The organism is Mesorhizobium sp. M2E.F.Ca.ET.209.01.1.1, assembly GCF_004010375.2.
Lineage (GTDB): Bacteria > Pseudomonadota > Alphaproteobacteria > Rhizobiales > Rhizobiaceae > Mesorhizobium.
Window position 1 is genome coordinate 69,859 of record NZ_SADP02000005.1, and the last position, 23,109, is coordinate 92,967.

Sequence of the window (23,109 nt, forward strand, 5' to 3'; positions counted from 1 at the left end):
TGTTCTCGATCTCCGGCACCAAGTACGAGGACCTGACCGGCGACGGCAAGACGGCGGACGACGTCGCCTGGTCGCATGGTCCGGTGACGATCTTCATCGACGACGACAACAGCGGCGACTTCAGCGCGGGCGACCGCACGACGACGACCGATGCTTCCGGCAACTGGTCGATCGGCGGGCTGACGCTGGCCGATGTCGGCAAGCACATCTACGAGCAGGTTCCCGGCGGGTCCGAGGAGACCGGCATCCTGGTGCAGACCATCGACAACCCCGGCAGCGGCGGCACCGATACCGGCAACGACTTCACCAACTTCCGCAACTTCTCGATCTCCGGCACCAAGTACGAGGACCTGACCGGCGACGGCAAGACGGCGGACGACGTCGCCTGGTCGCATGGTCCGGTGACGATCTTCATCGACGACGACAACAGCGGCGACTTCAGCGCGGGCGACCGCACGACGACGACCGATGCTTCCGGCAACTGGTCGATCGGCGGGCTGACGCTGGCCGATGTCGGCAAGCACATCTACGAGCAGGTTCCCGGCGGGTCCGAGGAGACCGGCATCCTGGTGCAGACCATCGACAACCCCGGCAGCGGCGGCACCGATACCGGCAACGACTTCACCAACTTCCGCAACTTCTCGATCTCCGGCACCAAGTACGAGGACCTGACCGGCGACGGCAAGACGGCGGACGACGTCGCCTGGTCGCACGATCCGGTGACGATCTTCATCGACGACGACAACAGCGGCGACTTCAGCGCGGGCGACCGCACGACGACCACCGACGCTTCCGGCAACTGGTCGATCGGCGGCCTCACACTGGAGGATGTCGGCAAGAACATCTACGAAGTGGTGCCGGCGGGCTCCCAGCAAACGGGTATCCTTGTGCAGACGGTCGACAATCCAGGCAGCGGCGGCGTCGACACCGGCAACGACTTCACCAACTTCCTGCCACCGCCGGGTCAGGGCTTGACGCCTGGCTTCTGGAAGAACCACATCGATATCTTGAATCAGGAGTTGGGTGAGTTCCATCCGGGCTGGAACTCCAACACCTCCTTTGAAACCATCTTCGGTTTCCAGAACCTGAACATTATCTCTGGAACGCCCTCGATCGCGAATGCGTTGGCAGCCAAGGGTGGCGGCATCCATCACCTCGAACGCTCGTCGGCGGCGGCGTATCTCTCAGCCGCCGTCACTGCGGTGCCCGACGGCCCCGGCGGCAAACCGGAGCTCAATTTCAGTTTCTCCGCCGCGACCAGTCCAAACCCGGCCATCATCTCTATTCTCAATCTGATCGATGCGAACCATGATCACACGCTCCAGCCGGGCGAGGTGACAGCCGCGGTGCGGGACGTGCTTAACGACACCGGCGCCCCGACCTCCAATTTCGGCCTGACCGGGCAACCGGGGATCGAGGATGTCGCCAACGCCTTCGATGCGATGAACAACCAGACTCATCCGGACGCCAGCGTCTTCCTCATTTAACGAGCTGTGCGCAAATCTCGTGATCGGGGGCACCTTGCCCCCGATCGTTCGGTGACAAAACGCAATAAACACAGGGCTTACGCGATCAATTGGGCGATCACGACCGCGGCACCATGTCCAGCGTCGGAAGCAGCGCCTAACCCCTCGCGACCGTGGCGTATTCCATCGCCACCACACCGTTGCCGAGCGGCGCGGCCGAGACCAGCTCGAGCGCGACCGGTGCATCATGCGGAAACAGTTGCTTGCCCTGGCCGGCAGCTCCTGGATAGACGAGCAGCCGCACGCGGTCGACCAGCCCGGCGCCGAGAAGCTGCCGGGCGACGCTCAGGCTGCCATGCACATGGATGTTGCCGCCGGATTGCTGCTTCAGCCGGGCCACCGCCTCGGGCAGGGGGCCTTCGAGGAGCTCGGCCGGTTTCCAATCGACCGTCTTGAGGCTGGCCGAGGCGACATATTTCGGCAGCGCGTTGAAGCGATCGGCGAAGGCGCCGGTCTCCGAAGGCCAATGGCCGGCAAAGATCTCGTAGGTAACGCGACCGAGAAGCATGGCGCCGCTATCGGCAAGCTCGTCCTCTTTAAACTTGTTCATCGCGTCGTTCCAGACGACGTTGGGCAGCCGCTCGTGTTCGGCGATGCCGTCGACGGTGATGAATTCGGTGACGATCAATTTGCGCATCGCATCCTCCGCATTCGACCAGAATGCCGCATCAATTCGAATATCGAATCGTATGGCAATGGAAATATGCCAACGAAACGCTCGGGGGCTCAGCCGCCCCCGATCGTCATTAGGCCGCAGACCTGCACAGGATGAATCAGGCAAAAAAGAAGCCCGCCGACCGGCAGGCTTCCTTTGCTTTGGCTGGAGGCCTTTGCTTAGAGCGTTTCACCGTTTCACGGAAACGGTGAAACGCCCTAACTCTTTGTTTTTACGCAATTCCGGACGGAAAACCGCTCACACTTTTCCTGCAATTGCTCTAGTTGAACTTGTACTTGGCGCCAATCTGGACGGTGTGGAAGGACGGCGTCGTGGTCGCAAGCCCGCTCGGGATCGGGAATTCGTCCGAGAAGTCTTCCTTGGCGAACTGCGAATAGCGGTATTCGATGCCGACGGTCATCTTGTCCGACAGGGCCGTTTCCAGGCCCGCGCCCACCGAGAAGCCGCTGGAGCCCCAATCGACGTCGAGCGGCGCCGGAGCATCGAGCTTGAAGTGCTGCCAGCTGTAACCGGCGAGCGCGTAGGCCAGCGTCGCTTCGTTGACCTTCATGCCGATGCGGCCGAGCACGTCGAAACCATAATCGGTGTTGAGACTGATCGAATCGACGCCGCCACCCAAGAGCCCGCCCAGATCGAGCTTCGACTTGATGCCGGAGAGACGCGCGTCCACCAGTCCGCCGACCACCCAGCTGCCCATGTCCTGGTCGTAGCCGATGCTGGCTTCGCCGAACACGCCTTCGCCGCCGAGGCCGTTGAACTTCGCGCCGGCAAGCGGCGGGATCTCGATCTGATGCACAACCGCGCCGGCGCCGAGCCCGCCGCCGACATAGAAGCCGGTCCAGTTGTAGGAAGGCGTCTCGAAGCTGGCGGCGCCACCATCAGCCGCGTTGAAGCGGTAGCTGGCGGCCACTTCGAAGGTGTGGCGCGAGGTGTCGAGATTGAGCGCGCCATCCGGCACCGGCAACCCGGCATCCGAGAGCAGGCTGTCATTGGTGCTGAAGCGGGTGTAGCGATACTCGCCCTTCAGCGTCCAGTTGCTGTTGATCGCCGTTTCGACACCGGCGCCGACGAAGTAGCCGCCCTGGTCCCAATCGAAACCGAAGCCGCCGATATTGGTGTCGAGCTTGTACTTCTGCCAGGCATAGCCGCCCAGGACATAGCCCAGCGTGGTCGGCGTCAGCAGGTAGCCGGCGCGCACGCCGACGTCGAAGCCGTAGGTCTCCTTGATGTCGGCATTGAAGCCGGCGGCATCCAGCGACGTCTTGATCGTGCCGACATGGGCGTCGATCAGGCCGCCAAGCAGGAAGCGCTGCGAGACCATGTAGTCATAGCCGACGGTCGCCTGGCCGAAGACGCCTTCGCCGCCGACGCCGTTGAGCGAAAGACCCGGCAAGAAATCGCTGCTGAGCTTGTGCACATTGGCGCCGGCGCCGACGCCGAAGCCGACATAGACGCCGCTCCAGTTGAAGCCGGGAGCCGCCTGCTCCTGGACAACGTCGGCGGCATGCGCGGCCGACATCAAGGCGACCGCCGAAACGGCGCCCAGCAGAATGGATTTCGTGGAAACACGAAGAAGAAGCATAGCCCATCACCCCAAGTTAAACCCGCGGCGTTTCTAGCAGGGGTTGTTGAAATTTGTGGTTGCAGAAATGCAACAGTCGGGGATCGAACTGCCTAACGCCTGGGCAACTTTCCGCAGGACTCGCGGCTTCCGGCAAAAATGCACCCAAAAAAGGTCAGTTTGGTTGTGGAGGCGCCCGGGCGGCTTCGCCGAGGGACTCGATGAACCTCGACATCGTCATCTCCAGTGCCGCCGCGCCATCCGCCTGCCCGACGACCGGCGTCTCCCGGCACCGAGTCCCGCGCGCTGACCTCCGCAACGCCGAACATGCCCGCCGCGCCGGCGAGCGAGTGGGCGAGCCGGATTAGCGAATCGTTGGCGGGGAGAAGAGTTACCTGATGCGTGATGCCTTCAGCTCGGCGAGCTGATCGGCGCAGCGGGCAAAGAAGCGTGGAGGGGAGTGAAGGGGTCGGTGGAGATGGGGGGCTCCTGGGGTGGTGGAGCGGGTATTCAAGCAGAACGTGGGGGAATGGCGGGAGGTGAAGCCGCTTGCACGTAGAATTCCTTAATGTGATCGGCACCGCGCCGCTTTTTTCGCCGCTAACAAGCCGAAGTTCCTTCTCGAAAGCGGGTACCAACTTACCATCGGCGATGGCGGTAGCTTTTGATAGCGATCCACAAGAGTGAACATCCAGCATTTGCCGGCGGTGAACCTCGGTGGCCTGCCTCCGAATAGGTAGAACTAGCCGTTTGCTGCGTGACCGCCTGGGAAGGCACTGAGGGATCCGACCCTTGTTTGACTTGCCGAGCATCGGACACCGGTGCTGACGATCGAACTTCTTCACACGGTGCCCGGGTCTGGAACATCACTGTGTAAATTCGTCGGAATGACTTTACAGAAGTCCGCCATCCTCAAATATGATCACCTTTCGATTTCGATCGAAGGAACAACACCATCAATCCCATCTCGACGATATCCGCTGCTCAGTTCGCGACCGTCTTCGATCTCCGACCGAATCTGGTGGCATGGTTCCTCGGTGCTGGCGCGTCGGCCGCCTCCGGCATTCCGACCGGCTATGCCATGATCCGGGATTTCAAGGCGCAAATATTCTGCCGCGAGACCAACCTGTCGAAGCGGGAGAATTGACACGGCGGATCCGATCTGGATCTCAAGGATCGATGCCTTCTTCCGGCAAACGTCGCTACTGCCGCCTGACGGCGACCCGACGGAATATGCCAAGGCCTTCGAAGCGGTATATCCGCAGCCCCGGCATCGCCGGCAATATATCGACGACGCGATCTCCAAAGGCACGCCCAGCTTCGGCCACAAGGTGCTTGGGAGCCTGATGGCGGCTGGCAAGGTCGACTGCGTCTTTACGACGAACTTCGATCCACTGATCGAGGAGTCGGCGCTTTCAGCAAACGCGATCCTGCAGGTCGCCGACCAGAACCGCCCGACAGTAGCGGCGATCGATTCCGCCAACCGGGCCATGCGCTGCCTCAATGAATCGGACTGGCCTTTGGTCGCGAAGCTTCACGGTGATTATCAGTCGATCGCTATCAAGAATACGGGATCGGAGTTGGAAGAGCAGGACGCCCAAATGCGGCGTGTGCTGGTGGAAGCCGGCAAGCGGTTTGGGATGGTAATTGTTGGTTATAGCGGTCGCGACGCTTCGATCATGGAGGCACTCACCGCCGTTCTCGACACGCCGTCGCCATTTCCCAACGGCCTCTATTGGGTCACCTCGTCATCCTCACGCCTGTTGCCCGCGGTCAACGAATTCCTGAATCGGGCCCAGGCGTCAGGCGTGGACGTGGCAGTCGTTGAGTGCGCGACCTTCGACGAACTTGCTGCCAACATCATCAACACGACTGATCTGCCCCGGCCGCTCTTCGGTCGGGTGATGGAGGGGCGCCCGACACCACGCCTGGTGCCGGTGCAACTGCCAACCGCCGAAGCCCGAGCCTTTCCCGTCCTGCGCTATTCCTCTCTTCTGGTCGAAAGGATGCCGCGTACGGCGCGGCGTATGAGACTGGCACAATCCACGACCTCTCCCGCCGTCCGAGAGCTGCTGAAGGAGAAAGGTGTTCGGGCGACGGTTGCGGCGCACGGCAGGGAACTAGCCGTCTTCGGCGAGGATCGGGATATCCTCAATGCGCTGGCATCACTCGGTGCGACGCTCGATGGCGAGGTCGAACTGGATCCGGTCGCCGACAGTTGGGCGATGGGCCTCCTTTACGACGCTCTGGTCAGGGGGCTGGCACGGCGCCTGCCGCTCATTCCGCGCTACAGGCGTGCCGTGCATTCCCTCGTTACCGCCCCACCTCGCGAAGGAGACGATCCGGAACAGGCCCGTTGGCGCACGCAAGTGCTGTCCAATCTTCGGAGCGCATATAAGAGCGATCTGACTGGTACCGTTCCGGGCCTCGGATTTCCATTTCAAGAAGGCGTGTTCCTGAAGCTGGACATGGTCGACGGGCGCTGGTGGTGCGGCTTCGAACCCTACACCTTCGTGCATGTCCCGCGGCCCGAGGAGCCCCACAATGGTGATCCGGGGTATGAGGAACGCTCTAATGCGGATCCGATGGGTGCGCTCCCTGACCGCGGCGGTGATCCGGCGGGCGACTGGCGCCGGGAGCGCTGGGCGCAGCGCTACAACAAGAACTGGGCGAGCATCATTGCTGCCTGGGCTCAGCTGCTCACCAACACTAGCGGCGGGACGAAGCGGGCGTTCGGGCTGGAGGACGGCGCCGGAATCGATGCCGTGTTCCAGGTGTCCCCTGTGACCGGCTGGAGCCGGCCAGGCCATCACCACGTCTATTTCGACAGGACCACGTAATGGCCACTCCTGCCTCGTTGACAAAACTTCCGCCGTTCACGCTGCTAGACGAGCCGGACCTGTCCTTCTCGCCTTCGGATGCTACCCAGGTCGACGTTCATCCGCTCCGAGGCCTCGCGAATTTCGGGCCCTATTCGAAGGGGTCGTTCGGCGACTTCACCTCCCGGATAAGGATCGCGACCGTAGGCCCGGAGAGCGCCTTTAAACGACGCGGCGAGTTGATGCTGTCGCTGCGCAATGCTCATCGCCCGACTGATAGGTCCGAATATGTTCCACAATATCCGGGCTTTGAGCCGCTCTTCCATGTGGCACTAGAATCGGCCCCACGCGACGCCCACATCAAATGGCCCGAGCATCTGCACGAGCTGCCCGGTGAGGGCGATCCGCAAACCCGGCTCTACCTCGCGATGGAGGCGGCGCTCCGGCGGCTCGATATGGTCCGCAACGCGTTTGATGTCGTGTTAGTCCACTTCCCTGACAACTGGAACCCGGCCACCCGCGGCAAATTCTTCGACGCCCATGATGCTCTCAAAGCGCTGGGCGCCAAATACAATATTCCGACCCAGGTGCTGAACGATCGAGCTTTCACCTTCACCCATAAGGCGTCGCTCGCATGGCGTCTGGCGACCGCCCTCTATGTGAAGGCAGCTGGCACGCCGTGGAAGCTGGCGCCGCTGAAGGGCGTGCCGGCCGATACTGCCTATATCGGTCTGGCCTATGCGCTGCGCGGCGACCAACGGGACGCGCATTATGTGACGTGTTGTTCGCAGGTGTTTGACATGGATGGCGGCGGCATGCAGTTCGTGGCCTTCGAAGCGCAGGACCCCGTCGCCGACGTTGCCGAGGCGCGCAGAAATCCGTACTTGAGCCGTGACGACATGCGCGCCGTTCTTGCTCGTAGCCTAGAACTCTATCAAGGCCGCAATGGCGGCAACCTGCCTAAACGGATGGTCATCCACAAGACGACAGCCTTTAAGGACGGCGAGATCGAAGGCGCGTTCGATGCGCTGGCCAGTGTCTCGGAAATCGAGTGCGTCGAGATCAGTTCGGCATCTTGTTGGCGCGGCGTCTGGCTTATTAAGTCGGGCGTGCAAAGGCCTCCTACCAAGCCGTCAGGCTATCCTGTTCCGCGGGGTACGATGGTGGTGCGGTCCGGCAATTCCGCGCTAGTTTGGGTTGCCGGCAATGCGCCTGAGGTCTCGACCAAGGGCGATTACTATCAGGGCAAAAAGAGCATCCCGAGGCCACTACAACTGATCCGTCATGCCGGCAGCGGACCGCTCGAATTGAGCGCTCACGAGGCGTTGGCATTGACCAAGATGGATTGGAACAACGATGCACTCTACGATCCGGTGCCGGTTAGCATCCGCTATTCGCAGAAACTAGCGCGCACGATCGCAAATGTCCCGGACCTGCCGCGCAACGTTTACCCCTATCGCTTGTTCATGTAGCGTCTTCGCATCCATCGTCGCTCGGTTCGGGATGAGCCCGTTGCGGTCGCGTCAATCCGGGCATTTCGCCAGGGATTCCTTGTGGCCATTCCGGAAACTTATGGCGAGTAAGATACTCGTGCCTGGGGCGGCGATTGGTGCGCTTCATCCCCCTTGCCAACCTTCCCACCTTCCCCTACTCTCCGCCCTGAGAAAACCTTTTCCCAACTCACCCCGCGCTCGCTGACCTCATCCGTCATCACCGCGCAGGGCGGTAAGAGAAAACCTTTTCCCAGCTAAAGGAATCCGCCGCGCCCATGCCTTCCGACGCCGAGCCAGCGCCAGTTTCCGCCAAGCCGCCGGTCACGCTGCGCGAGGTCGCGGCCGAGGCCGGCGTCAGCGTCGCCACGGCATCCAAGGCGCTGAACGGGCAGGGGCGGATGACGGCGGAAACGCGCGAGCGCATCCGCGAGACGGCGCGGCTGCTCGGCTTCCGGCCGAACAGCCTGGCGCAGAGCCTGCTCAGAAAACGCTCCTTCACCGTCGGGCTGCTCACCAACGATACCTATGGCCGCTTCTCGCTGCCGTTGATGGCCGGCGTCTCGGATGCGTTGGTCGACAAGGGCGTCTCGGTGTTCCTCTGCAATGTCGAGGACGACCAGCGGCTTGGCCAGCTGCATGTCGAGGCCATGCTCGACAAGCGCGTCGACGGCATCGTCGCCACCGGAAAGCGCATCGACCGCCATCTGCCGGTCGATCTCTCCAATCTGCGCATTCCGGTCGTCTACGCTTTCACCCAGCCCGATCCCGGCGCAGTCGGCCTCGTCTCCGACGACGCCGGCGGCGCGCGGCTGGCGGTCGAGCATTTTCTGCGGCTCGGGCGCCGCCGCATCGCCCATGTCAGCGGCCCGGCGAGTTTTGCCGTGGTGCACGCGCGGGCGCAAGCCTGGCGCGATGTCCTGATGGAGAACGGCCTCGCCGTGAGCGAGCCGCTGCTCGGCGCCTGGTCGGAAGCCTGGGGCCACGAGGCGGTGGCAAAGCTGTTCGGCCGTGCGGGGAGGGAAGAGTGGCCGGATGCCGTCTTCTGCGGCAACGACCAGATCGCGCGCGGCGTCATCGACGCGCTGCGCGAGCGCGGCATTGGCGTGCCCGAGGATGTCGGCGTCATCGGCTTCGACAATTGGGAGATCGTGGCCGAGGCGACGCGCCCGCCGCTCACCTCCGTCGACATGAATCTTTCGACGCTCGGCCGCGAGGCCGGGCTTGCTTTGCTTTCGCTCGTCGATGGCCAGCCGGCCGCGCCGGGCATCAGGAAACTGCCGTGCCGGCTGGTGGTGCGTCAGTCATGCGGAAGTCCGCCGGAATGAAGCAACAAGGCCACGCGCCCGCATCCGCCGGGCGGCGTCGCCGAAACTGGGAGGAGAACCATGAGGAGGAGTAACGTGAAGACCATGCTTGCCAAGCTGATGCTTGCCGCTTCCGTCATCTGCGGCGGCCTGCAGGCGGCGTCCGCCGAGACCGCCAACATCTGGGTGCGCGCCGACGGCTCGAACTTCATGCCGCGCATCGTCGACGCCTTCAACAAGGCGAACAAGGACCAGATCAAGCTCGACATCATTCCCAACGCCGAGATCATCCCGAAATATGGCGCGGCCGCGGCCGGCGGCACCGCGCCCGACGCGCTCTCGCTCGACCTGATCTACACGCCGTCCTTCGCCGCCGCCGGCCAGCTGGAGGACATCACCGACTGGGCGAAGTCCTTGCCCTATTTTTCCAGCCTGTCGCCGGCGCATGTGAAGACCGGCACCTACAAGGACCGCATCTACGGCCTGCCGTTCTCGGCCGACGCCTCGGTGCTGATCTGGAACAAGAAGCTGTTCAAGCAGGCGGGGCTGGACCCGGAGAAGGGGCCGGCCAACTGGGCCGAGATCGCGGCCGACGCCGAGAAGGTCAACGCGCTTGGCGGCGACATCAAGGGTTTCTACTTCTCCGGCAATTGCGGCGGCTGCAACATCTTCACCTTCACGCCGCTGGTCTGGGCGTCGGGCGGCGACATCCTGTCGGAGGACGGCTCGAAGGCGACGCTCGACAGCCCGCAGCTGCGCGGCGCGATCGACCTCTACCGCTCGATGATCAAGAAGGGGCTGGTGCCCGAAGGCGCGCAGACCGACACCGGCGCCAATTTCTTCGCCGCCTTCGCCGGCGGCAAGATCGGCATCTCGCCCTCCGGCGCCTTCGCCATCGGCGCGCTCAACACGCAGTACCCGGACATCGACTACGGCATCACCTTCCTGCCGGGCAAGGATGGCGGCTGGTCGTCCTTCGCCGGCGGCGATAACTTCGTCGTCACCAAGGGCACCAAGAAGATCGCCGTGGTGAAGGAGTTCCTGGACTTCGCCTATTCGCTGGAAGGCCAGACCATCCTCGCCAAATATGGCAGCCTGCCGGTGCGCAACGACATCGCCAAGGACGCGCTGAAGGACCTCGACCCGCGCTACCAGGTTGCGGCCGAGGCGATGGCCAAGGGCAGGACGCCTTATTCGGTGGTGTTCAACGACCTGATCAACTCCGCCAACGGTCCCTGGACGCAGATGATCAACGAGGTGTTCTTCGGCGACGACGTCGACGGCGCCATCGCCAATGCGCAGGAGACCATGCAGTCGATCATCGACCAGGCGCCGAACAAGTAGACACCAGGGCCAGCCGGCGGCGAGGCTCGCGCAACGCCTCGCCGCCAAGGCTCTGACCGGCCGCCCGCCCCGTCTCCCTGGCCGGGCGGCCGGGATGATGTATCGCTGAACGGCAGGACTGACGTGTTGAGACAAGACCCCCTCATCCGGCCGCTTCGCGGCCACCTTCTCCCCGGTGGGGAGAAGAGGTTAGCGCTCGCGATCTCCTCTCCCCTTGGGGAGAGGTCGGATTGCCCCGAATTGCCCTTTGCAATTCGGTTGGCAATCCGGGTGAGGGGGCGTCGGCGCTTCTCGCCGATCCACCACCCGGCCCTTCGCCGGCTCAGGGCGTTCGAAGCTCGAAAAGCCAAGCAATTTTCGTCCGCTGCGCGGACCGCTTCTCACCCCACAAGGGGAGAAGGGGAGTGAAACCATGACCGCCGTTGCCACGACTTCCGCGTTCGCAAAGCCCCGCGCCAGCGCCAGCCTGCGGCAATGGGTGGGTCTGCTCTATGTGCTGCCGGCCGTCGCTTTCGTCGCCGTCTTCTTCGTCATCCCGCTCGGCATGACGGCCTGGATGTCGCTCAACAACTGGCCGCTGATGGGCGAGCATGCCTTCGTCGGTCTCGACAATTATGTCGCCATCCTGCGCGACACGCGCTTCTGGAACGCACTGAAATTCACCTTCTACTACACGGTGATCGTCACCATCGCGATCTTCGCCGTCGCCTTCCCGCTGGCGATCTTCATCGAAAAGCCGCGCCCGCTCACCAACCTCTACCGCACCGCCTTCTTCATGCCGGCGGTGGTCGGCTTTGCTTCGGCGAGCCTGCTCTGGTCGTGGCTGCTCAACGTCGATTCCGGCCTGTTCAGCCCCGCCGCCTTCGACCTCGGCCTGACCGGGAAGAAGGTCAATCTCCTCGCCACCTTCCAGCCGGCCTTCTGGTCGATCATCGCCATGGTGGTGTGGAAAGTCGCCGGCTTCACCATGATCATCCTGATGACCGGCCTGCAGTCGATCCCGCAGGATTTGCAGGAGGCAGCCGTCATCGATGGCGCCGGCCCGTTCGCCAGGTTCAGGGCGATCACGCTGCCCTTGATGCGCCGCACGCTGGCGCTGGCGCTGATCCTGTCGGTGGCGGGCTCGATCCTCGCCTTCGACCAGTTCTACATCATCCTGCGCGGCGGCCCGCGCAACCAGACGCTGACGGCGGTCTACTGGATCTTCAACCAGTCCTTCGTCTCGTTCAAGCTTGGCTATGGCGCCGCGCTCTCCATGGTGCTCTTGGCCATCCTGGTGGCGCTCAGCCTCGTCCAGCTCTGGCTGCTGCGCAAGCCCGAGGGGCTCGACTGATGGCCGAGGCGATGTCGCAGAACCGCAAGGCCGCGTTCAGCCTCGCCAGGCATTCGACCGGCATCATCGCTTCGGTGCTGTTCCTGGCGCCGATCGTCTGGACCGTGCTGTCGACCTTCAAGCCGGCGCAGGAGGCCCGCCAGCCGCCGCTGCCGCCTTGGCCGACCACCGGCTTCTCGGTCGAGAATTACGAGACGCTGAATTCTTTCGGCGACGGGCTCTGGGTTTCGGCGCAGAACAGCATCTATGTCTCGGTGATGACGGTGCTGCTCTCGGTGCTGGTCAGCGTGCTCGCCGGCTACGGCTTCTCGCGCTTCCGCTTTCCCTTCCGGGATTTCTTCTTCGTCCTCATCCTGTCGACGATCATGATCCCGTTCCAGTCGATCTTGACGCCGATCTTCCTGGTGCTGACGAGGCTCGGCCTGCACAACACGCTGACGGGGCTGGTCTGCGTCTACGTCACGCTGCAGCTGCCCTTCTCGATCTTCATGATGCGCAACGCATTCGACGCGGTGCCGCGCGAGATCGAGGAGGCGGCGCGCATGGATGGCGCCAACAACGTCACCATGCTCATCAAGGTGATGCTGCCTTTGGTCTGGCCGGGCGTCGTCACCATTGCGCTCTTCGCCTTTCTCGGCGCCTGGAACGAGTTCCTGGCAGCGCTGGTGCTGATGACCGACCAGTCCAAATTCACCCTGCCGGTGATGATGACCGCACTTCAGTCCGGCCGCTTCGGCGCCATCGACTGGGGCGCGGTGCAGGCCGGCGTCACGGTGATGATGGTGCCCTGCCTGATCCTGTTCCTGGCGCTGCAGCGCTTCTACATCCGCGGCCTCATGGCCGGGGCCGTCAAGTAATTCGAATGGAGTGAAATCATGACCGCATCGCAGCCTGCAAATGAGACCGGCACCTCCGCCAGGCCGAAGCTCGCCTTCCGACCGCTGCCGGTGCCGCAGGTCGATGTCCGCGGCTTCTGGGGCGACCGTGTCGATGCGGTGGCTAGCAAGACTGCCGGCATCCTCTACGACCGCTGCGTCGAGGCGCGCATGCTGGAGCAGATCGATCCGGACCTGCCGTCGCCGGGCGTGGTCATCCCGTTCCATTCGCCGTCGCCCGACGAAGCCGACGGGCAGAGCGCCGAGTTCACCGGCTCGACGGTAACGACGCAGATGTTCTGGGACTCTGACTGGGGCAAGACGATCGAGACCGCCGCCTATTCGCTCTACCGCCGCCGCAATCCGGAGCTGGAGCAGAAGATCGATGCCGTCATCGACATGTACGAGAAACTGCAGCAGCCCGACGGCTACCTTTCGAGCTGGTACCAGCGCATCCAGCCCGGCCTGCGCTGGACCAACCTGCGCGACTGCCATGAGCTCTACTGCGCCGGCCATCTGATGGAGGGCGCTGTCGCCTACTTTCAGGCGACGGGTAAGCGCAAGCTGCTCGACATCATGAGCCGCTACGCCGACCACATCGCCTCAATGTTCGGCCCTGAGCCCGGCAAGAAAAAGGGTTATTGCGGCCATGAGGAGATCGAACTGGCGCTGGTCAAGCTCGCCCGCGTCACCGGCAACCGGAAATACATGGACCTGGCGAAGTATTTCATCGACCAGCGCGGGCAGCAGCCGCATTATTTCGACGAGGAGGCGCGGGCCCGCGGCGCCGACCCGAAGGCCTATCACTTCAAGACCTACGAATATAATCAGTCGCATAAGCCGGTGCGCGAGCAGGGCAAGGTCGTCGGCCATGCGGTGAGAGCCATGTATCTCTATTCCGGCATGGCCGATATCGCGACGGAATATGGCGACGACACGCTGCGCGTGGCGCTCGACCGGCTCTGGGACGATCTGATGACCAAGAGCCTCTATGTCACCGGCGGCCTCGGGCCGTCGGCGCACAATGAGGGCTTTACCAGCGATTACGACCTGCCCAACGAGACGGCCTATGCCGAGACCTGCGCTTCGGTCGGCCTGGTGTTCTGGGCAAGCCGTATGCTCGGCATGGGGCCGAACGCTCGCTATGCGGACATGATGGAGCGCGCGCTCTACAACGGCTCGATCTCGGGCCTGTCGCTCGACGGCTCGCTGTTCTTCTATGAGAACCCGCTGGAGAGCCGGGGAGGGCACCATCGCTGGAAATGGCACCGCTGCCCCTGCTGCCCGCCCAATATCGGCCGCATGGTGGCGTCGATCGGGAGCTATTTCTACGGCCTCGCCGACGATGCGCTGGCCGTCCATCTCTACGGCGACTCGACAGCCCGCTTCGAGATCGCCGGCCGCCAGGTCACCCTGGTCCAGACCAGCAACTATCCCTGGGACGGCGCGGTCGCGATCGAGGTCGGACCGGAAGCGCCGGTGGAGTTCACGCTCTATCTCCGCTTCCCCGCCTGGTGCCGCAAGGCGGCGCTGCGGGTCAACGGCAAGCTGGTCGATCTCGAGGCCGCTACGGTCGACGGCTATGCCGCGATCCGGCGCGAGTGGCGCCAGGGCGACAAGGTCGAGCTCGACCTCGAAATGTCGATGGCGCGCCTCTTCGCCAACCCGCAGGTGCGCCAGGACATTGGTCGCGTGGCGCTGGCGCGGGGCCCGCTGGTCTACTGCGTTGAGGAAACCGACAATGGCGGCGGGCTGCATCGCATCGCCCTGCCGCGCGAGGCAAGGTTGGAGGCCCACAGGGAGCCGAACCTGCTCGGCGGCATCGTCACCCTTTCAGCCATCGGCAGCCGGGCCGAGACGGGAAACTGGGGCGCCGATCTCTATCGTCCCGAACCGCCGGCGACTGAGGCGATGACACTGAAGGCGGTTCCCTATTTCGCCTGGGACAATCGCGACCCCGGCGAGATGCTGGTCTGGCTACGGGAAGAGTAGGCTTTTGTCGCGGAACTTGAGACGCTGGCGGGACAGCGCCTCCTCTGTCCTGCCGGACACGTAAAGGAACGCTACTTTGCCAGCTTATCCTTCTTCCTTCGCCTCCCTGATACCGGAGCGCCAGCCTTTTGCTCCTCCTCCAGCGCTGCCTTGACCAGCGCGTTGGCGGCCCACACCGACAGGTCCTCGCCCTCGGCCGCGCTGAGGCCGCAGATGTCGCGATGGACGATCAGGGCCTCCCAGCCGATCACCATGGCCAGCGCGCGGACGAGCCGGTTCCAGCGGTCCGGTTCCAGCCGGTCCCGCAATGGCGACAACGCCTGTTCGATCCATTCGATCCGCCGGTAGCCGCGACGCGGCACGCCTTGCTCGGCCGGCGCGCCGTCTACGGTCAGGCGGATCAGCGAGCGCCCGAGGCGCTCAACCTCGGGACTGACGTGATGCAGCGCACGGACCAGGTGCTCCACGCGCGCTTCGCCATCGTCGGTGGCCTGCTCGATGGCACGATCGACCGAGGCCTGGCTAAGCGCGCCGACCGTTGCATCGAGCAGCAACTGATCGAAACTCGGGAAGTAGAGGTAGACGGTTCGCCGCGAGACGTCGGCCGCGGCGGCCACGTCGTTGACGGTCGGCGTCTCGCCGCGGGCGAGCAGTGCGATCGCCGCGTCGACGATCGCCTTGCGGGTGCGGCGTTTCTGCGCGGTGCGGGGGTGTGGATTGACATTCATGCGAGCTAAGTATACCGGAGTGCATTAATTGCACAAGAGTGCAATATAGATATCGCACATCTGAAAGGGGGCTTTAATGACGATCTCCAGCCATACCGCCGATGACGCACGGTTCCTGGGACCGGGTGAGGGGGAAGCAATCTGGTTTCTGAGGAACCGCATGACGGTGAAGGCCACCGAGGCCAGCACCGGAGGCGGCTTCGGCTTGCTGGAATCCCTTATCGCGCCGGGTTTCTCGCCGCCGCTGCATGTGCATCGCCGGGAGGACGAGTCCTTCTACGTGCTCGAAGGGGAATTGACGATGAAGTGCGGCGATCGCATCTTCCGGGCCCCCGCCGGGTCGTTCGTGTTCCTGCCACGAAACGTTCCCCACACTTTCGTGGTCGAGGGAGACAAGCCGGCGCGGATGCTGACGCTGCTGACCCCAGGTGGCGGCGAGGGCGTTTTCATAGACGCCGGACGTCCGGCGGAGGGGGAAGGACTGCCTCCGGCATCGCCGCCGGATATCGAAGCCCTGAAACGTGTCAGCGCCCGCTATGAGGCCGAGATCATCGGGCCGCCAATGGCACCGACGGCCCGGTCTTCGGCAAGTCATGCCGCGGCTTAGTCTTCGCTAAAGATGCACGAAAGCCGTCAGCGGCAGGTGATCGGAGGCGACGCGCGACAGCGGCGTGTCATGCGCCTCGACGTTCGAAACCAGATCGTGCCGGTTGCCCATGATGCGGTCGAGCGCCAGCACCGGCAGGCCGGACGGGAAGGTCGGCACCGCCGGCGGCGTCGGGCCGAAGGTTGTGTGCAGCGTGTTCAGCGCCGAGCGGTTGCCGAGCCGCCATTCGTTGAGGTCGCCAAGCAGCAGCGTCGGCCTTTCGTCGGCGCTGCTCATGATGTCGAGCACGACGCGGGCCTGCTCGGAGCGCGAGCGGCGCAAAAGGCCGAGATGGGCGGCGATGACGCGCAGGCTGCGTTTCTCGTCAAGATCGATTTCGGCAACCAGCGCGCCGCGCGGCTCCAGCCCCGGCAGCTTGAGCTGGTGGACGTCGCGCACGGTTCCGCGTTTGAACAGCAGCACATTGCCGCGCCAGCCATGCCCCTTGCCGTTGCCGATGACCGGCACCGGCACCAGCCCGGTATCATGTTCGAGGCGGGCAAGGTCGAGCAGCCCGGCGCGGTCGCCAAAACGGTTGTCGGCTTCCTGCAGGGCGATCACGTCGGGGCTGATTTCGCGGATGACGCGGGCAGTCCTGTCAGGGTCGAACCTGCGGTCCGTGCCGATGCATTTGTGGACGTTGTAGGAGGCGACGACGATTTCAGTGTCGTTGACTCGCTTGCGCGGCGTCGCCTTCGCTTTGCGCGCGTTCCTGGCGCGGATCGTAAGCAGCACGGTCTCCGGGAGGCTGCGTCCTTTTATGTCGTTTGTCTCCATGGTCCCGATGCTCGTTTCCGTTCTAAAGATAGGGTGATCCCAGCCACAGCAAACGGTCGAAGACGCGGATTACGAATGGCCTTGCATTCAGCGTCTGCAGCGTTACCGGCTGCGCGCTTGAGATGGCGGCCACGATGCGGGCGTCGATCTCGGCGGCGAAGTTTTCATCCAGGACTTCCATGTCGATCTCGAAATTCAGCCTCAGCGAGCGTGCGTCCAGGTTGGAAGAGCCGACATAGGCCCACACGCCGTCGATCGCCATCAGCTTGGAATGGTCGAACGAGCCGTCGTGGCGCCAGACCCGGCAATAGTGCTTCAGCACCTGGTCGAACTGCGCCGTCATCGCATGATCGACGAGGAAGAGATTGTTCACCGCCGGCACCACGATGTCGATTTCGACGCCGCGCCGGGCGGCGGTGGTCAGCGCGCTGATGAATTCGCGATCCGGCAGGAAATAGGGCGACATGATGCGGATCGATTTGCGGGCCACTGAGAATGCGCCCATCAGCAGCTTCAGGTTGGTCTCGTTTGACGCGTCGGGCCCGCTCGCCACCGCGCGCACCAGCATCGCCTGCCCGGGCGGCGGTATCGTCCGCTCGACTTGCCAGGGACCGTCCTTCAAGACTTCGTTGCCGGCAAAGCGCCAGTCTTCGGCGGCAACCGCGAACAGATCGGCCACGACAGGCCCGCTGACCTCGAAATGCGTGTCGCGCGAACTTTCGGAACCGGCGAATTCGGCCGAGAATCCTTTCCGGATATTCATGCCTCCCGTGAACGCCACCACGCCGTCGACGATCAGGATCTTCCTGTGGGTCCTCAGATTGGCATAGGGAAGTCTCAGGCCCATGACGATATTGCCGTTGAAGAGGTCGACGGTGACGTCGGCCTCCCTGAGCTGTTTCAGGATGCTGGGCACCGAATAGCGCACGCCGACGGCGTCGATCAGCACCCGCACGGTGACGCCGCGCTTGACGGCGTTGCCGAGCGACTGGACGAAAAGCGCCCCAACCGCATCATTGTCGAAAATATAGGTTTCCAGAAGGACGCTTCTTTGCGCCGCGTCGATTGCCCGGCACATCGCCGTATAGGCCTCGTCGCCGGTCTTGAGCACGGCGATGGTGTTTCCGGAGGTCAGCGGACGCCGCGCCACCCGGTCGCCAAGCGTCTTCAGCCCGGTGAAACGCTGGCCGTATTCGGCGTTGATCAAGGCCTCCAGCGCGACGTCGCGGTCATGCCTGGCAGCGGCCGCCTCGGGTGAGACCGGCCGCATCGCGCTGATCGTCGCGCGGCGGATGCGGTTGATGCCGGCGATGGCGTAGATGATCGCGCCGAGAAAGGGCGAGAGCAGCATCACGCCCACCCAGCCGGTGGCGGCGCGCACGTCCTCCTTGGTCATGATGGCGTGCACGATGCCGACCGCCGCCATCGCCAGCGAGAGGATCAGGATAAGCGTCGACCAGTGACTCGCAATCGCCTCGAACATCGACCCGACTATTGTGCGAGCCGGCGCGGAAGGCAATGCGGACGGTCTTCGTCAGGCTTTGGACTTTTTCCTAGGTATCAGCGGTATGTGGGACTACGATAGGGCTCAACGGGGGGTGTGCGATGATGGACGTCTCGATACGCCGGGCGGACTTCATGATGGTCCTTGCCTATGCTTCGGACCTCGCCACCGGCCATTCGCGCGATTTCGCGCTGAAATCCTGCGTGCTGGCAATGCGGATCGCCGAGCTTGCCGGCGTTTCGGAGCAGGTTCGGCGCAATGCCTACCACCAGTCCATGCTGCGCTATGTCGGCTGCAACGCCGACACCGACCTTCTCTCGGGCCTCTTCGGCGACGAAATCGCGCTTCGTCAGGATCTTGTCGGGCTCGACATGGGCAACCGTGCGGAACTGGGCAGGGTCTTCGTGCAGGCCTTCAAGCGGTTCTATTACGATCTCGAGCCTGACGCGCAGGCCAAGGCCATCGAGGCCGCGATGTCGCAGGCGCTCGCCGTGGCCCGCCCGGTTCTGACGGCCCATTGTGAGGTGGCGCAGCGGATCGGCGAACGACTCGGTCTCTCCGACGAGATTCGGCGAAATCTCGGACAAATCTACGAACGCTGGGACGGCAAGGGCCTGCCGCGTGGCTTGAGCGGCGAGGATGTCCTGCCGGCCGTGCGCCTGATCACGCTGGCGCAGGACGCGATAACGCTCAGTGATGCAGTCGGCATCGACGGGATGGCCGAGACCATCGCCGGTCGCGCCGACGGCCCGTACGAGGCCGATCTGGCCCGGCTCGTCTCGGCCAATGCGGCGACGCTGATGCGGGGTATCGGCGCCACGGTCGATCGCGAGACCATCCTGGCGCTGGAACCCGATCCGCCGGTAACGCTGGATGAGGCGGCCTGCGACGAGGCGTTCCTCGCCATCGCGGACATGATCGACATGCGCATGCCATTTACGCAGGGCCATTCGCGGATGGTGTCGGAGCTGGCCGCGGGCGCTGGGAAGCGCATCGGCTTGCCTGATCCTGACGTCCGCGCGCTGCGCTGGTCGGGCTGCATCCATGACATCGGCGAACTCGTGGTGCCCGTGGCGACCTGGATGCGCAACGGCCCGCTGTCGGTGCGCGAGCGCGACGCCGCGCAGCTGCATGCCTATTACGGCGAGCGGGCGCTGGCGTCCTTCGGCCAGGACGGCGAGGCGATGGGCGCGCTCGTGCTGCGTCATCACGAACGCCTGGACGGTTCGGGATATCACCGCAAGGTTGGCGGCTCCGACCTGTCTCCGGCAGCCAGGATCCTGGCCGCCGCCGAGGCATTCCAGACGTCGCGCGAGGAGCGTCCGCATCGCAAGGCGCTGTCCAGCGAGGCTGCGGCCGCACAGCTGCGCGCGGCTGTTCGTGACGGCTGTATCTGCCCGGAGGCTGCCGAGGCCGTGCTGTCGTTCGCCGGGCAGCAGTCGCGCCGGGCCTTGCCGCAGGCATTGGCCGGCCTGACGCCGCGCGAAATCGAGGTGCTGCGCCTCATCGCCGCCGGCCTGACCGCGAAGGAGACGGCTCGCAAACTCGATATCTCGCCCAAGACCGCCGACCACCATATCCAGAGCGTTTACTCCAAGATCGGCGTTGGAACCCGCGCCGCCGCCGCGCTCTATGCGGTCGAGCACGGCCTTGTCCGGCCAAGCGAAATGCCGGCATAGGGAATCCACCCCATGTGCGCCCGCTGCGGGGAGCGCATCGTGATCCTGTCGACGGACCAATGGCGGCCGCGACCGACAGGAGGAAATCCGATGCTTCTTGCAACGACCAAGGTGGCGGACGTCGACCACTTCATCCGTATCTTTTCAACCAAGGGCGCCGACAAGCGCCGGCTGCACGGCTCGAACGGCGCGACCGTGTTCCGCGACCCGAGCGAACCCGACCGCGTCTGGGCGATCTTCGACTGGGACGCCGAGGGCTGGAAGAATTTCGTGTCGGATCCGGAGGTGCCGGCGATCCTTCAGGAAGCCGGCCATGTCGGCAAGCCGCAGGCGGCGCTGCTGCTCGGCCACTACGAGGCCTGACATCAACGCCGCGCGTCGCCTGCCGTCGGCGGGGGCGGCGCGCTCGACAAAATCCAGAACACGAAACCCGCAATCGGAGATTTCAAATGGATCCGAAACCCATCAAGATCGGCCTCATCGCCGAGCTGACAGGCCCATTGTCTTTCATGGGCATCGCAAACGCGAACCTTACCGCAATGCTCGTTGACGATATCAACGCCAAAGGCGGGCTGCTCGGCCGGCCGGTGGAACTCGTCATCGAGGATGGAGAAACGATCGACAGCGTCGCCAAGGCAAAGGCAGCGAAACTGGTCGATGTCGACAAGGTCGATGTGGTTGTCGGCGGCATCTACAGTTCGACCCGGCTGGCCATCAAGAGCGAGGCGGTCACCCGTGGCAGGACGCTCTACATCTATACCGAGCAGTATGAGGGACAGGAAAACGATCCGCTGATCTTCTGCACAGGTCCCGTGCCCGCGCAGCAGGTCGAGCCTCTGATCCCGTGGCTTATGCAGTCCACCGGAGCCAGGAAATTCTATTTGCCGTCGGCCGATTACATCTGGCCCCATTTGCTGAACAAAGCCGCGAGCCGGGCGGTGCGCGCCAATGGCGGCGAGATCGTCGGCGAGGAGTATTTTCCGCTGGACACCGTCGATTTCCGGCGCACGGTGCAGCAGATCATGGCGAGCGGCGCCGACGTGGTTTTCAACACCATCGTGCCGCCGGGCCTGACGCCGTTTCTCGAAGAACTGCACAAGGCCGGTTTCGGCAAACGCGGCGGCAGGATCGTCTGCACTTACTTCGACGAGAACTTCTTCAATCTGGTGCCGTCCGAGCAGATCGAGGGCCTCTACAGCTGCCTCGACTACTACCAGGAACTCGACGAACCGTTCGGCCGCGCGCTCTTGCGCCGTTACAGCGAACGGTTCCCTGGAGGCGCCACCTTGACGGCGGGCAGCGGGTGCACCGGCCACTACCGGGCAATCAAGATGTGGGAAGCAGCGGTTAAGGAAGCGGGCAGTGTCGAGCGCGATACGGTTATCCGGGCACTTGACCACGTCCGGATCAGCGAAGGCCCTGGCGGTCCGGCCGAGATGGTTCCCGGACAGCACCATGTTCGCATGAACATGTACATTGCTGAGGCGCAGAGCGGTCGATTCCGGGTCGTGAAGAATTTGGGTCCGATCGATCCCAACGAGAGCATGCTTACCGATGGGTTCCGTCTAAGCAACGTGGGGTAACCAGCGACCGTCGACCGTTTTTCTCCGAATTGGCGGGGGCAGCTGAACGGCGCCCCGTCCTGCCATCCATCCTGGCCAGCAACAATGCACCCGACATGCACATCATGTCATGGCCGCCGAAGCGGCCGTAACCAACGCCATCACCCGCCAAGGTCGGTGTCGCTGCGAGGCGGACCAGTCGGCTAACCGCCGTTCTACAGTTTTCGAAAGAAGCCTGACAAGATATTCGGGCCGGCTTCTCCGGGCCGCAGCCTGATCCCGTCCTCGAATCCGTTCAGGGTCACGCAGTCGAAGCCGTTATGCGCGAGCAGCGCCACCAGCGACTCTCGGTCGAAATGGTGCAGGTGCTCGTTGGGTAGGCGCATGCGCCAGGTCCTGAACCAGGCGTCGCCATCGGCGCCGAGCTCACGCCAGCGGCAATAAGGGACGGCGACGGCGAGGTGCCGGGTCTTCAGGCGGGCGAGGAAGCTCAGATCCGGGATGTGTTCGAGCACGTCGAACATGGCGACGAGATCCCACGAGCCGGCGAGCGCCTCGTCCCAATCGACAAAGCGGACACCCTGGGGCAGCGGAAACTCGGCGATGTCGCAGCCGGCGCAATCGGCAACGCCGGTGATCTTCGCGGCTTCGATGAATGTGCCGGTGCCGTATCCGATTTCGAGCACCGAGCGCGGAATGTCGCCGGTGATGCCAAGCACCCAGCCAAGCCGCTGATAGCCGAGCTTGATGGTCCGGTCGCTCAGGTCCTCGTAGTAGGAAATGTATTTCTTGTCGTATTTGATCGGCGTGAAGTCGATCTGGTGGATCACGCCGAATTCGTCCGCCTCATAGTTGTCCAGCATTCAGACGCCGCCTCCGCATGCCGAATTCTCTACATGGCAGAGCTAAACGCAACGTAACGGGAACGCTGAGCGCTTGCGTCAAATCCCGTTGGTGCGCCTGGCCACCAGCCGCAGCCATGGCGCCAGATGGAAGCCGGCCATCAACAGATACATTGGCGTCATGCCGCCGAGCACCGAGGCGCCCGACATGCACATCATGTCGTGGCCGTCATAGACGGCCGTCAGCAGCGCCATCATGGCTGGCGCGGAAGGCAATGCGGTGGGTTATTCCGTGGTAAAGTGAGGGTGTCGCCCTGGCCGACGTCAGCTTGGCGCGCAATGGCCCCCACCGGGCGGCGGTCTCCCTTTCGGATTGAGGGGATGGCGCCCGACTGTTCGCCATGCACCCACAAAGATCCGCCGCCCGTTACAATGGAACCGAACCACG

General features: G+C 63.8%; 20 protein-coding genes and 1 pseudogene. 14 read left to right on the forward strand and 7 right to left on the reverse strand.

The features are described from left to right. Positions 1–1,487: hypothetical protein (locus EN852_RS11805; protein ID WP_210238234.1), on the forward strand; the 1,487-nt coding region annotated here is incomplete at its 5' end. Between the two features lie 136 nt (positions 1,488–1,623). Here EN852_RS11805 and EN852_RS11810 read toward each other — a convergent pair. Then, positions 1,624–2,163: a dihydrofolate reductase family protein gene (locus EN852_RS11810; RefSeq protein WP_127873929.1), complete on the reverse strand. Its 540-nt coding sequence runs from the start codon at positions 2,161–2,163 to the stop codon at positions 1,624–1,626. Positions 2,164–2,461: 298 nt separating this feature from the next. Further along, positions 2,462–3,721, reverse strand: coding sequence for an outer membrane beta-barrel protein (locus EN852_RS11815; RefSeq protein WP_127874402.1), 1,260 nt, complete (start codon positions 3,719–3,721; stop codon positions 2,462–2,464). Between the two features lie 263 nt (positions 3,722–3,984). Between EN852_RS11815 and EN852_RS42255 the strand changes: the two genes are divergently transcribed. The 9 genes from EN852_RS42255 to EN852_RS11855 all read left to right on the forward strand — a co-directional run bounded on the left by EN852_RS42255 (position 3,985) and on the right by EN852_RS11855 (position 14,923). Further along, on the forward strand, positions 3,985–4,131 hold the full coding sequence (locus EN852_RS42255; protein WP_246694250.1) for a hypothetical protein: 147 nt from the start codon (positions 3,985–3,987) through the stop codon (positions 4,129–4,131). A gap of 653 nt (positions 4,132–4,784) precedes the next feature. Continuing rightward, on the forward strand, positions 4,785–4,910 hold the full coding sequence (locus EN852_RS43165) for a hypothetical protein (protein ID WP_281407782.1): 126 nt from the start codon (positions 4,785–4,787) through the stop codon (positions 4,908–4,910). 199 nt (positions 4,911–5,109) lie between these two features. Then, positions 5,110–6,603: an SIR2 family protein gene (locus EN852_RS11825; RefSeq protein WP_246694251.1), complete on the forward strand. Its 1,494-nt coding sequence runs from the start codon at positions 5,110–5,112 to the stop codon at positions 6,601–6,603. Further along, the gene (locus EN852_RS11830; protein WP_127873928.1) at positions 6,603–8,054 is read left to right on the forward strand and encodes a nuclease PIN; all 1,452 of its coding nucleotides are present in this window, start codon (positions 6,603–6,605) and stop codon (positions 8,052–8,054) included. Before EN852_RS11825 ends, EN852_RS11830 begins: the two co-directional genes overlap by 1 nt. 296 nt (positions 8,055–8,350) lie before the next feature. After that, a complete protein-coding gene (locus tag EN852_RS11835; RefSeq protein WP_127873927.1) occupies positions 8,351–9,400 on the forward strand; it encodes a LacI family DNA-binding transcriptional regulator in 1,050 nt (349 codons plus the stop codon). A 75-nt stretch (positions 9,401–9,475) separates the two neighbouring features. Continuing rightward, a complete protein-coding gene (locus tag EN852_RS11840) occupies positions 9,476–10,723 on the forward strand; it encodes a sugar ABC transporter substrate-binding protein (protein ID WP_127873926.1) in 1,248 nt (415 codons plus the stop codon). Between the two features lie 412 nt (positions 10,724–11,135). Then, the gene (locus tag EN852_RS11845) at positions 11,136–12,056 is read left to right on the forward strand and encodes a sugar ABC transporter permease (RefSeq protein ID WP_127873925.1); all 921 of its coding nucleotides are present in this window, start codon (positions 11,136–11,138) and stop codon (positions 12,054–12,056) included. Further along, on the forward strand, positions 12,056–12,913 hold the full coding sequence (locus EN852_RS11850) for a carbohydrate ABC transporter permease (protein ID WP_127227381.1): 858 nt from the start codon (positions 12,056–12,058) through the stop codon (positions 12,911–12,913). Before EN852_RS11845 ends, EN852_RS11850 begins: the two co-directional genes overlap by 1 nt. An 18-nt stretch (positions 12,914–12,931) precedes the next feature. Beyond that, positions 12,932–14,923, forward strand: coding sequence for a glycoside hydrolase family 127 protein (locus tag EN852_RS11855; RefSeq protein ID WP_127873924.1), 1,992 nt, complete (start codon positions 12,932–12,934; stop codon positions 14,921–14,923). Between the two features lie 71 nt (positions 14,924–14,994). Here EN852_RS11855 and EN852_RS11860 read toward each other — a convergent pair whose 3' ends face one another. Next, positions 14,995–15,651, reverse strand: a complete 657-nt coding sequence (locus tag EN852_RS11860; RefSeq protein ID WP_127873923.1) for a TetR/AcrR family transcriptional regulator — start codon at positions 15,649–15,651, stop codon at positions 14,995–14,997. 76 nt (positions 15,652–15,727) lie between these two features. Between EN852_RS11860 and EN852_RS11865 the strand changes: the two genes are divergently transcribed. Then, entirely contained in the window at positions 15,728–16,258 is a 531-nt protein-coding gene (locus tag EN852_RS11865) for a quercetin 2,3-dioxygenase (protein WP_127873922.1), read from the forward strand. 6 nt (positions 16,259–16,264) lie between these two features. Here the strand turns inward: EN852_RS11865 and EN852_RS11870 are convergent, their stop codons facing one another. Both EN852_RS11870 and EN852_RS11875 read right to left on the reverse strand, forming a co-directional pair. After that, complete coding sequence (locus tag EN852_RS11870) at positions 16,265–17,074, reverse strand: endonuclease/exonuclease/phosphatase family protein (protein ID WP_127873921.1); 810 nt, start codon at positions 17,072–17,074, stop codon at positions 16,265–16,267. 22 nt (positions 17,075–17,096) lie between these two features. Further along, positions 17,097–18,557: a phospholipase D-like domain-containing protein gene (locus EN852_RS11875; RefSeq protein WP_127873920.1), complete on the reverse strand. Its 1,461-nt coding sequence runs from the start codon at positions 18,555–18,557 to the stop codon at positions 17,097–17,099. A 122-nt stretch (positions 18,558–18,679) separates the two neighbouring features. On the opposite strand from EN852_RS11875, the gene EN852_RS11880 reads away from it, so the two are divergent. The 3 genes from EN852_RS11880 to EN852_RS11890 all read left to right on the forward strand — a co-directional run bounded on the left by EN852_RS11880 (position 18,680) and on the right by EN852_RS11890 (position 21,840). Beyond that, positions 18,680–20,257 carry an HD domain-containing phosphohydrolase gene (locus EN852_RS11880; RefSeq protein WP_127873919.1) on the forward strand — a complete coding sequence of 526 codons (1,578 nt, stop codon included), beginning with the start codon at positions 18,680–18,682 and terminating at the stop codon, positions 20,255–20,257. Between the two features lie 90 nt (positions 20,258–20,347). Then, positions 20,348–20,620 (forward strand): hypothetical protein, encoded by a 273-nt coding sequence (locus EN852_RS11885; protein ID WP_027024197.1) that lies wholly within the window; start codon positions 20,348–20,350, stop codon positions 20,618–20,620. Between the two features lie 86 nt (positions 20,621–20,706). After that, a complete protein-coding gene (locus EN852_RS11890) occupies positions 20,707–21,840 on the forward strand; it encodes a substrate-binding protein (RefSeq protein ID WP_127873918.1) in 1,134 nt (377 codons plus the stop codon). 194 nt (positions 21,841–22,034) lie between these two features. Here EN852_RS11890 and EN852_RS11895 read toward each other — a convergent pair whose 3' ends face one another. Beyond that, complete coding sequence (locus EN852_RS11895; protein WP_127867664.1) at positions 22,035–22,682, reverse strand: class I SAM-dependent methyltransferase; 648 nt, start codon at positions 22,680–22,682, stop codon at positions 22,035–22,037. Between the two features lie 78 nt (positions 22,683–22,760). After that, positions 22,761–22,940 (reverse strand): annotated as a pseudogene (locus tag EN852_RS40825) (hypothetical protein); the annotation flags it as partial. Positions 22,941–23,109 lie beyond the last annotated feature (169 nt).

Coding starts and splice junctions, on each gene's coding strand:
- EN852_RS11885 (WP_027024197.1), top strand. CDS start 20,348: ATGCTTCTTGCAACGACCAAGGTGGCGGACGTCGACCACTTCATCCGT.
- EN852_RS11860 (WP_127873923.1), bottom strand. CDS start 15,651: ATGAATGTCAATCCACACCCCCGCACCGCGCAGAAACGCCGCACCCGC.
- EN852_RS11870 (WP_127873921.1), bottom strand. CDS start 17,074: ATGGAGACAAACGACATAAAAGGACGCAGCCTCCCGGAGACCGTGCTG.
- EN852_RS11875 (WP_127873920.1), bottom strand. CDS start 18,557: ATGTTCGAGGCGATTGCGAGTCACTGGTCGACGCTTATCCTGATCCTC.
- EN852_RS11835 (WP_127873927.1), top strand. CDS start 8,351: ATGCCTTCCGACGCCGAGCCAGCGCCAGTTTCCGCCAAGCCGCCGGTC.
- EN852_RS11810 (WP_127873929.1), bottom strand. CDS start 2,163: ATGCGCAAATTGATCGTCACCGAATTCATCACCGTCGACGGCATCGCC.
- EN852_RS11830 (WP_127873928.1), top strand. CDS start 6,603: ATGGCCACTCCTGCCTCGTTGACAAAACTTCCGCCGTTCACGCTGCTA.
- EN852_RS11825 (WP_246694251.1), top strand. CDS start 5,110: ATGGCGGCTGGCAAGGTCGACTGCGTCTTTACGACGAACTTCGATCCA.
- EN852_RS11865 (WP_127873922.1), top strand. CDS start 15,728: ATGACGATCTCCAGCCATACCGCCGATGACGCACGGTTCCTGGGACCG.
- EN852_RS11855 (WP_127873924.1), top strand. CDS start 12,932: ATGACCGCATCGCAGCCTGCAAATGAGACCGGCACCTCCGCCAGGCCG.
- EN852_RS11845 (WP_127873925.1), top strand. CDS start 11,136: ATGACCGCCGTTGCCACGACTTCCGCGTTCGCAAAGCCCCGCGCCAGC.
- EN852_RS11880 (WP_127873919.1), top strand. CDS start 18,680: ATGATGGACGTCTCGATACGCCGGGCGGACTTCATGATGGTCCTTGCC.
- EN852_RS42255 (WP_246694250.1), top strand. CDS start 3,985: ATGAACCTCGACATCGTCATCTCCAGTGCCGCCGCGCCATCCGCCTGC.
- EN852_RS11890 (WP_127873918.1), top strand. CDS start 20,707: ATGGATCCGAAACCCATCAAGATCGGCCTCATCGCCGAGCTGACAGGC.
- EN852_RS11895 (WP_127867664.1), bottom strand. CDS start 22,682: ATGCTGGACAACTATGAGGCGGACGAATTCGGCGTGATCCACCAGATC.
- EN852_RS11815 (WP_127874402.1), bottom strand. CDS start 3,721: ATGTCGGCCGCGCATGCCGCCGACGTTGTCCAGGAGCAGGCGGCTCCC.
- EN852_RS11850 (WP_127227381.1), top strand. CDS start 12,056: ATGGCCGAGGCGATGTCGCAGAACCGCAAGGCCGCGTTCAGCCTCGCC.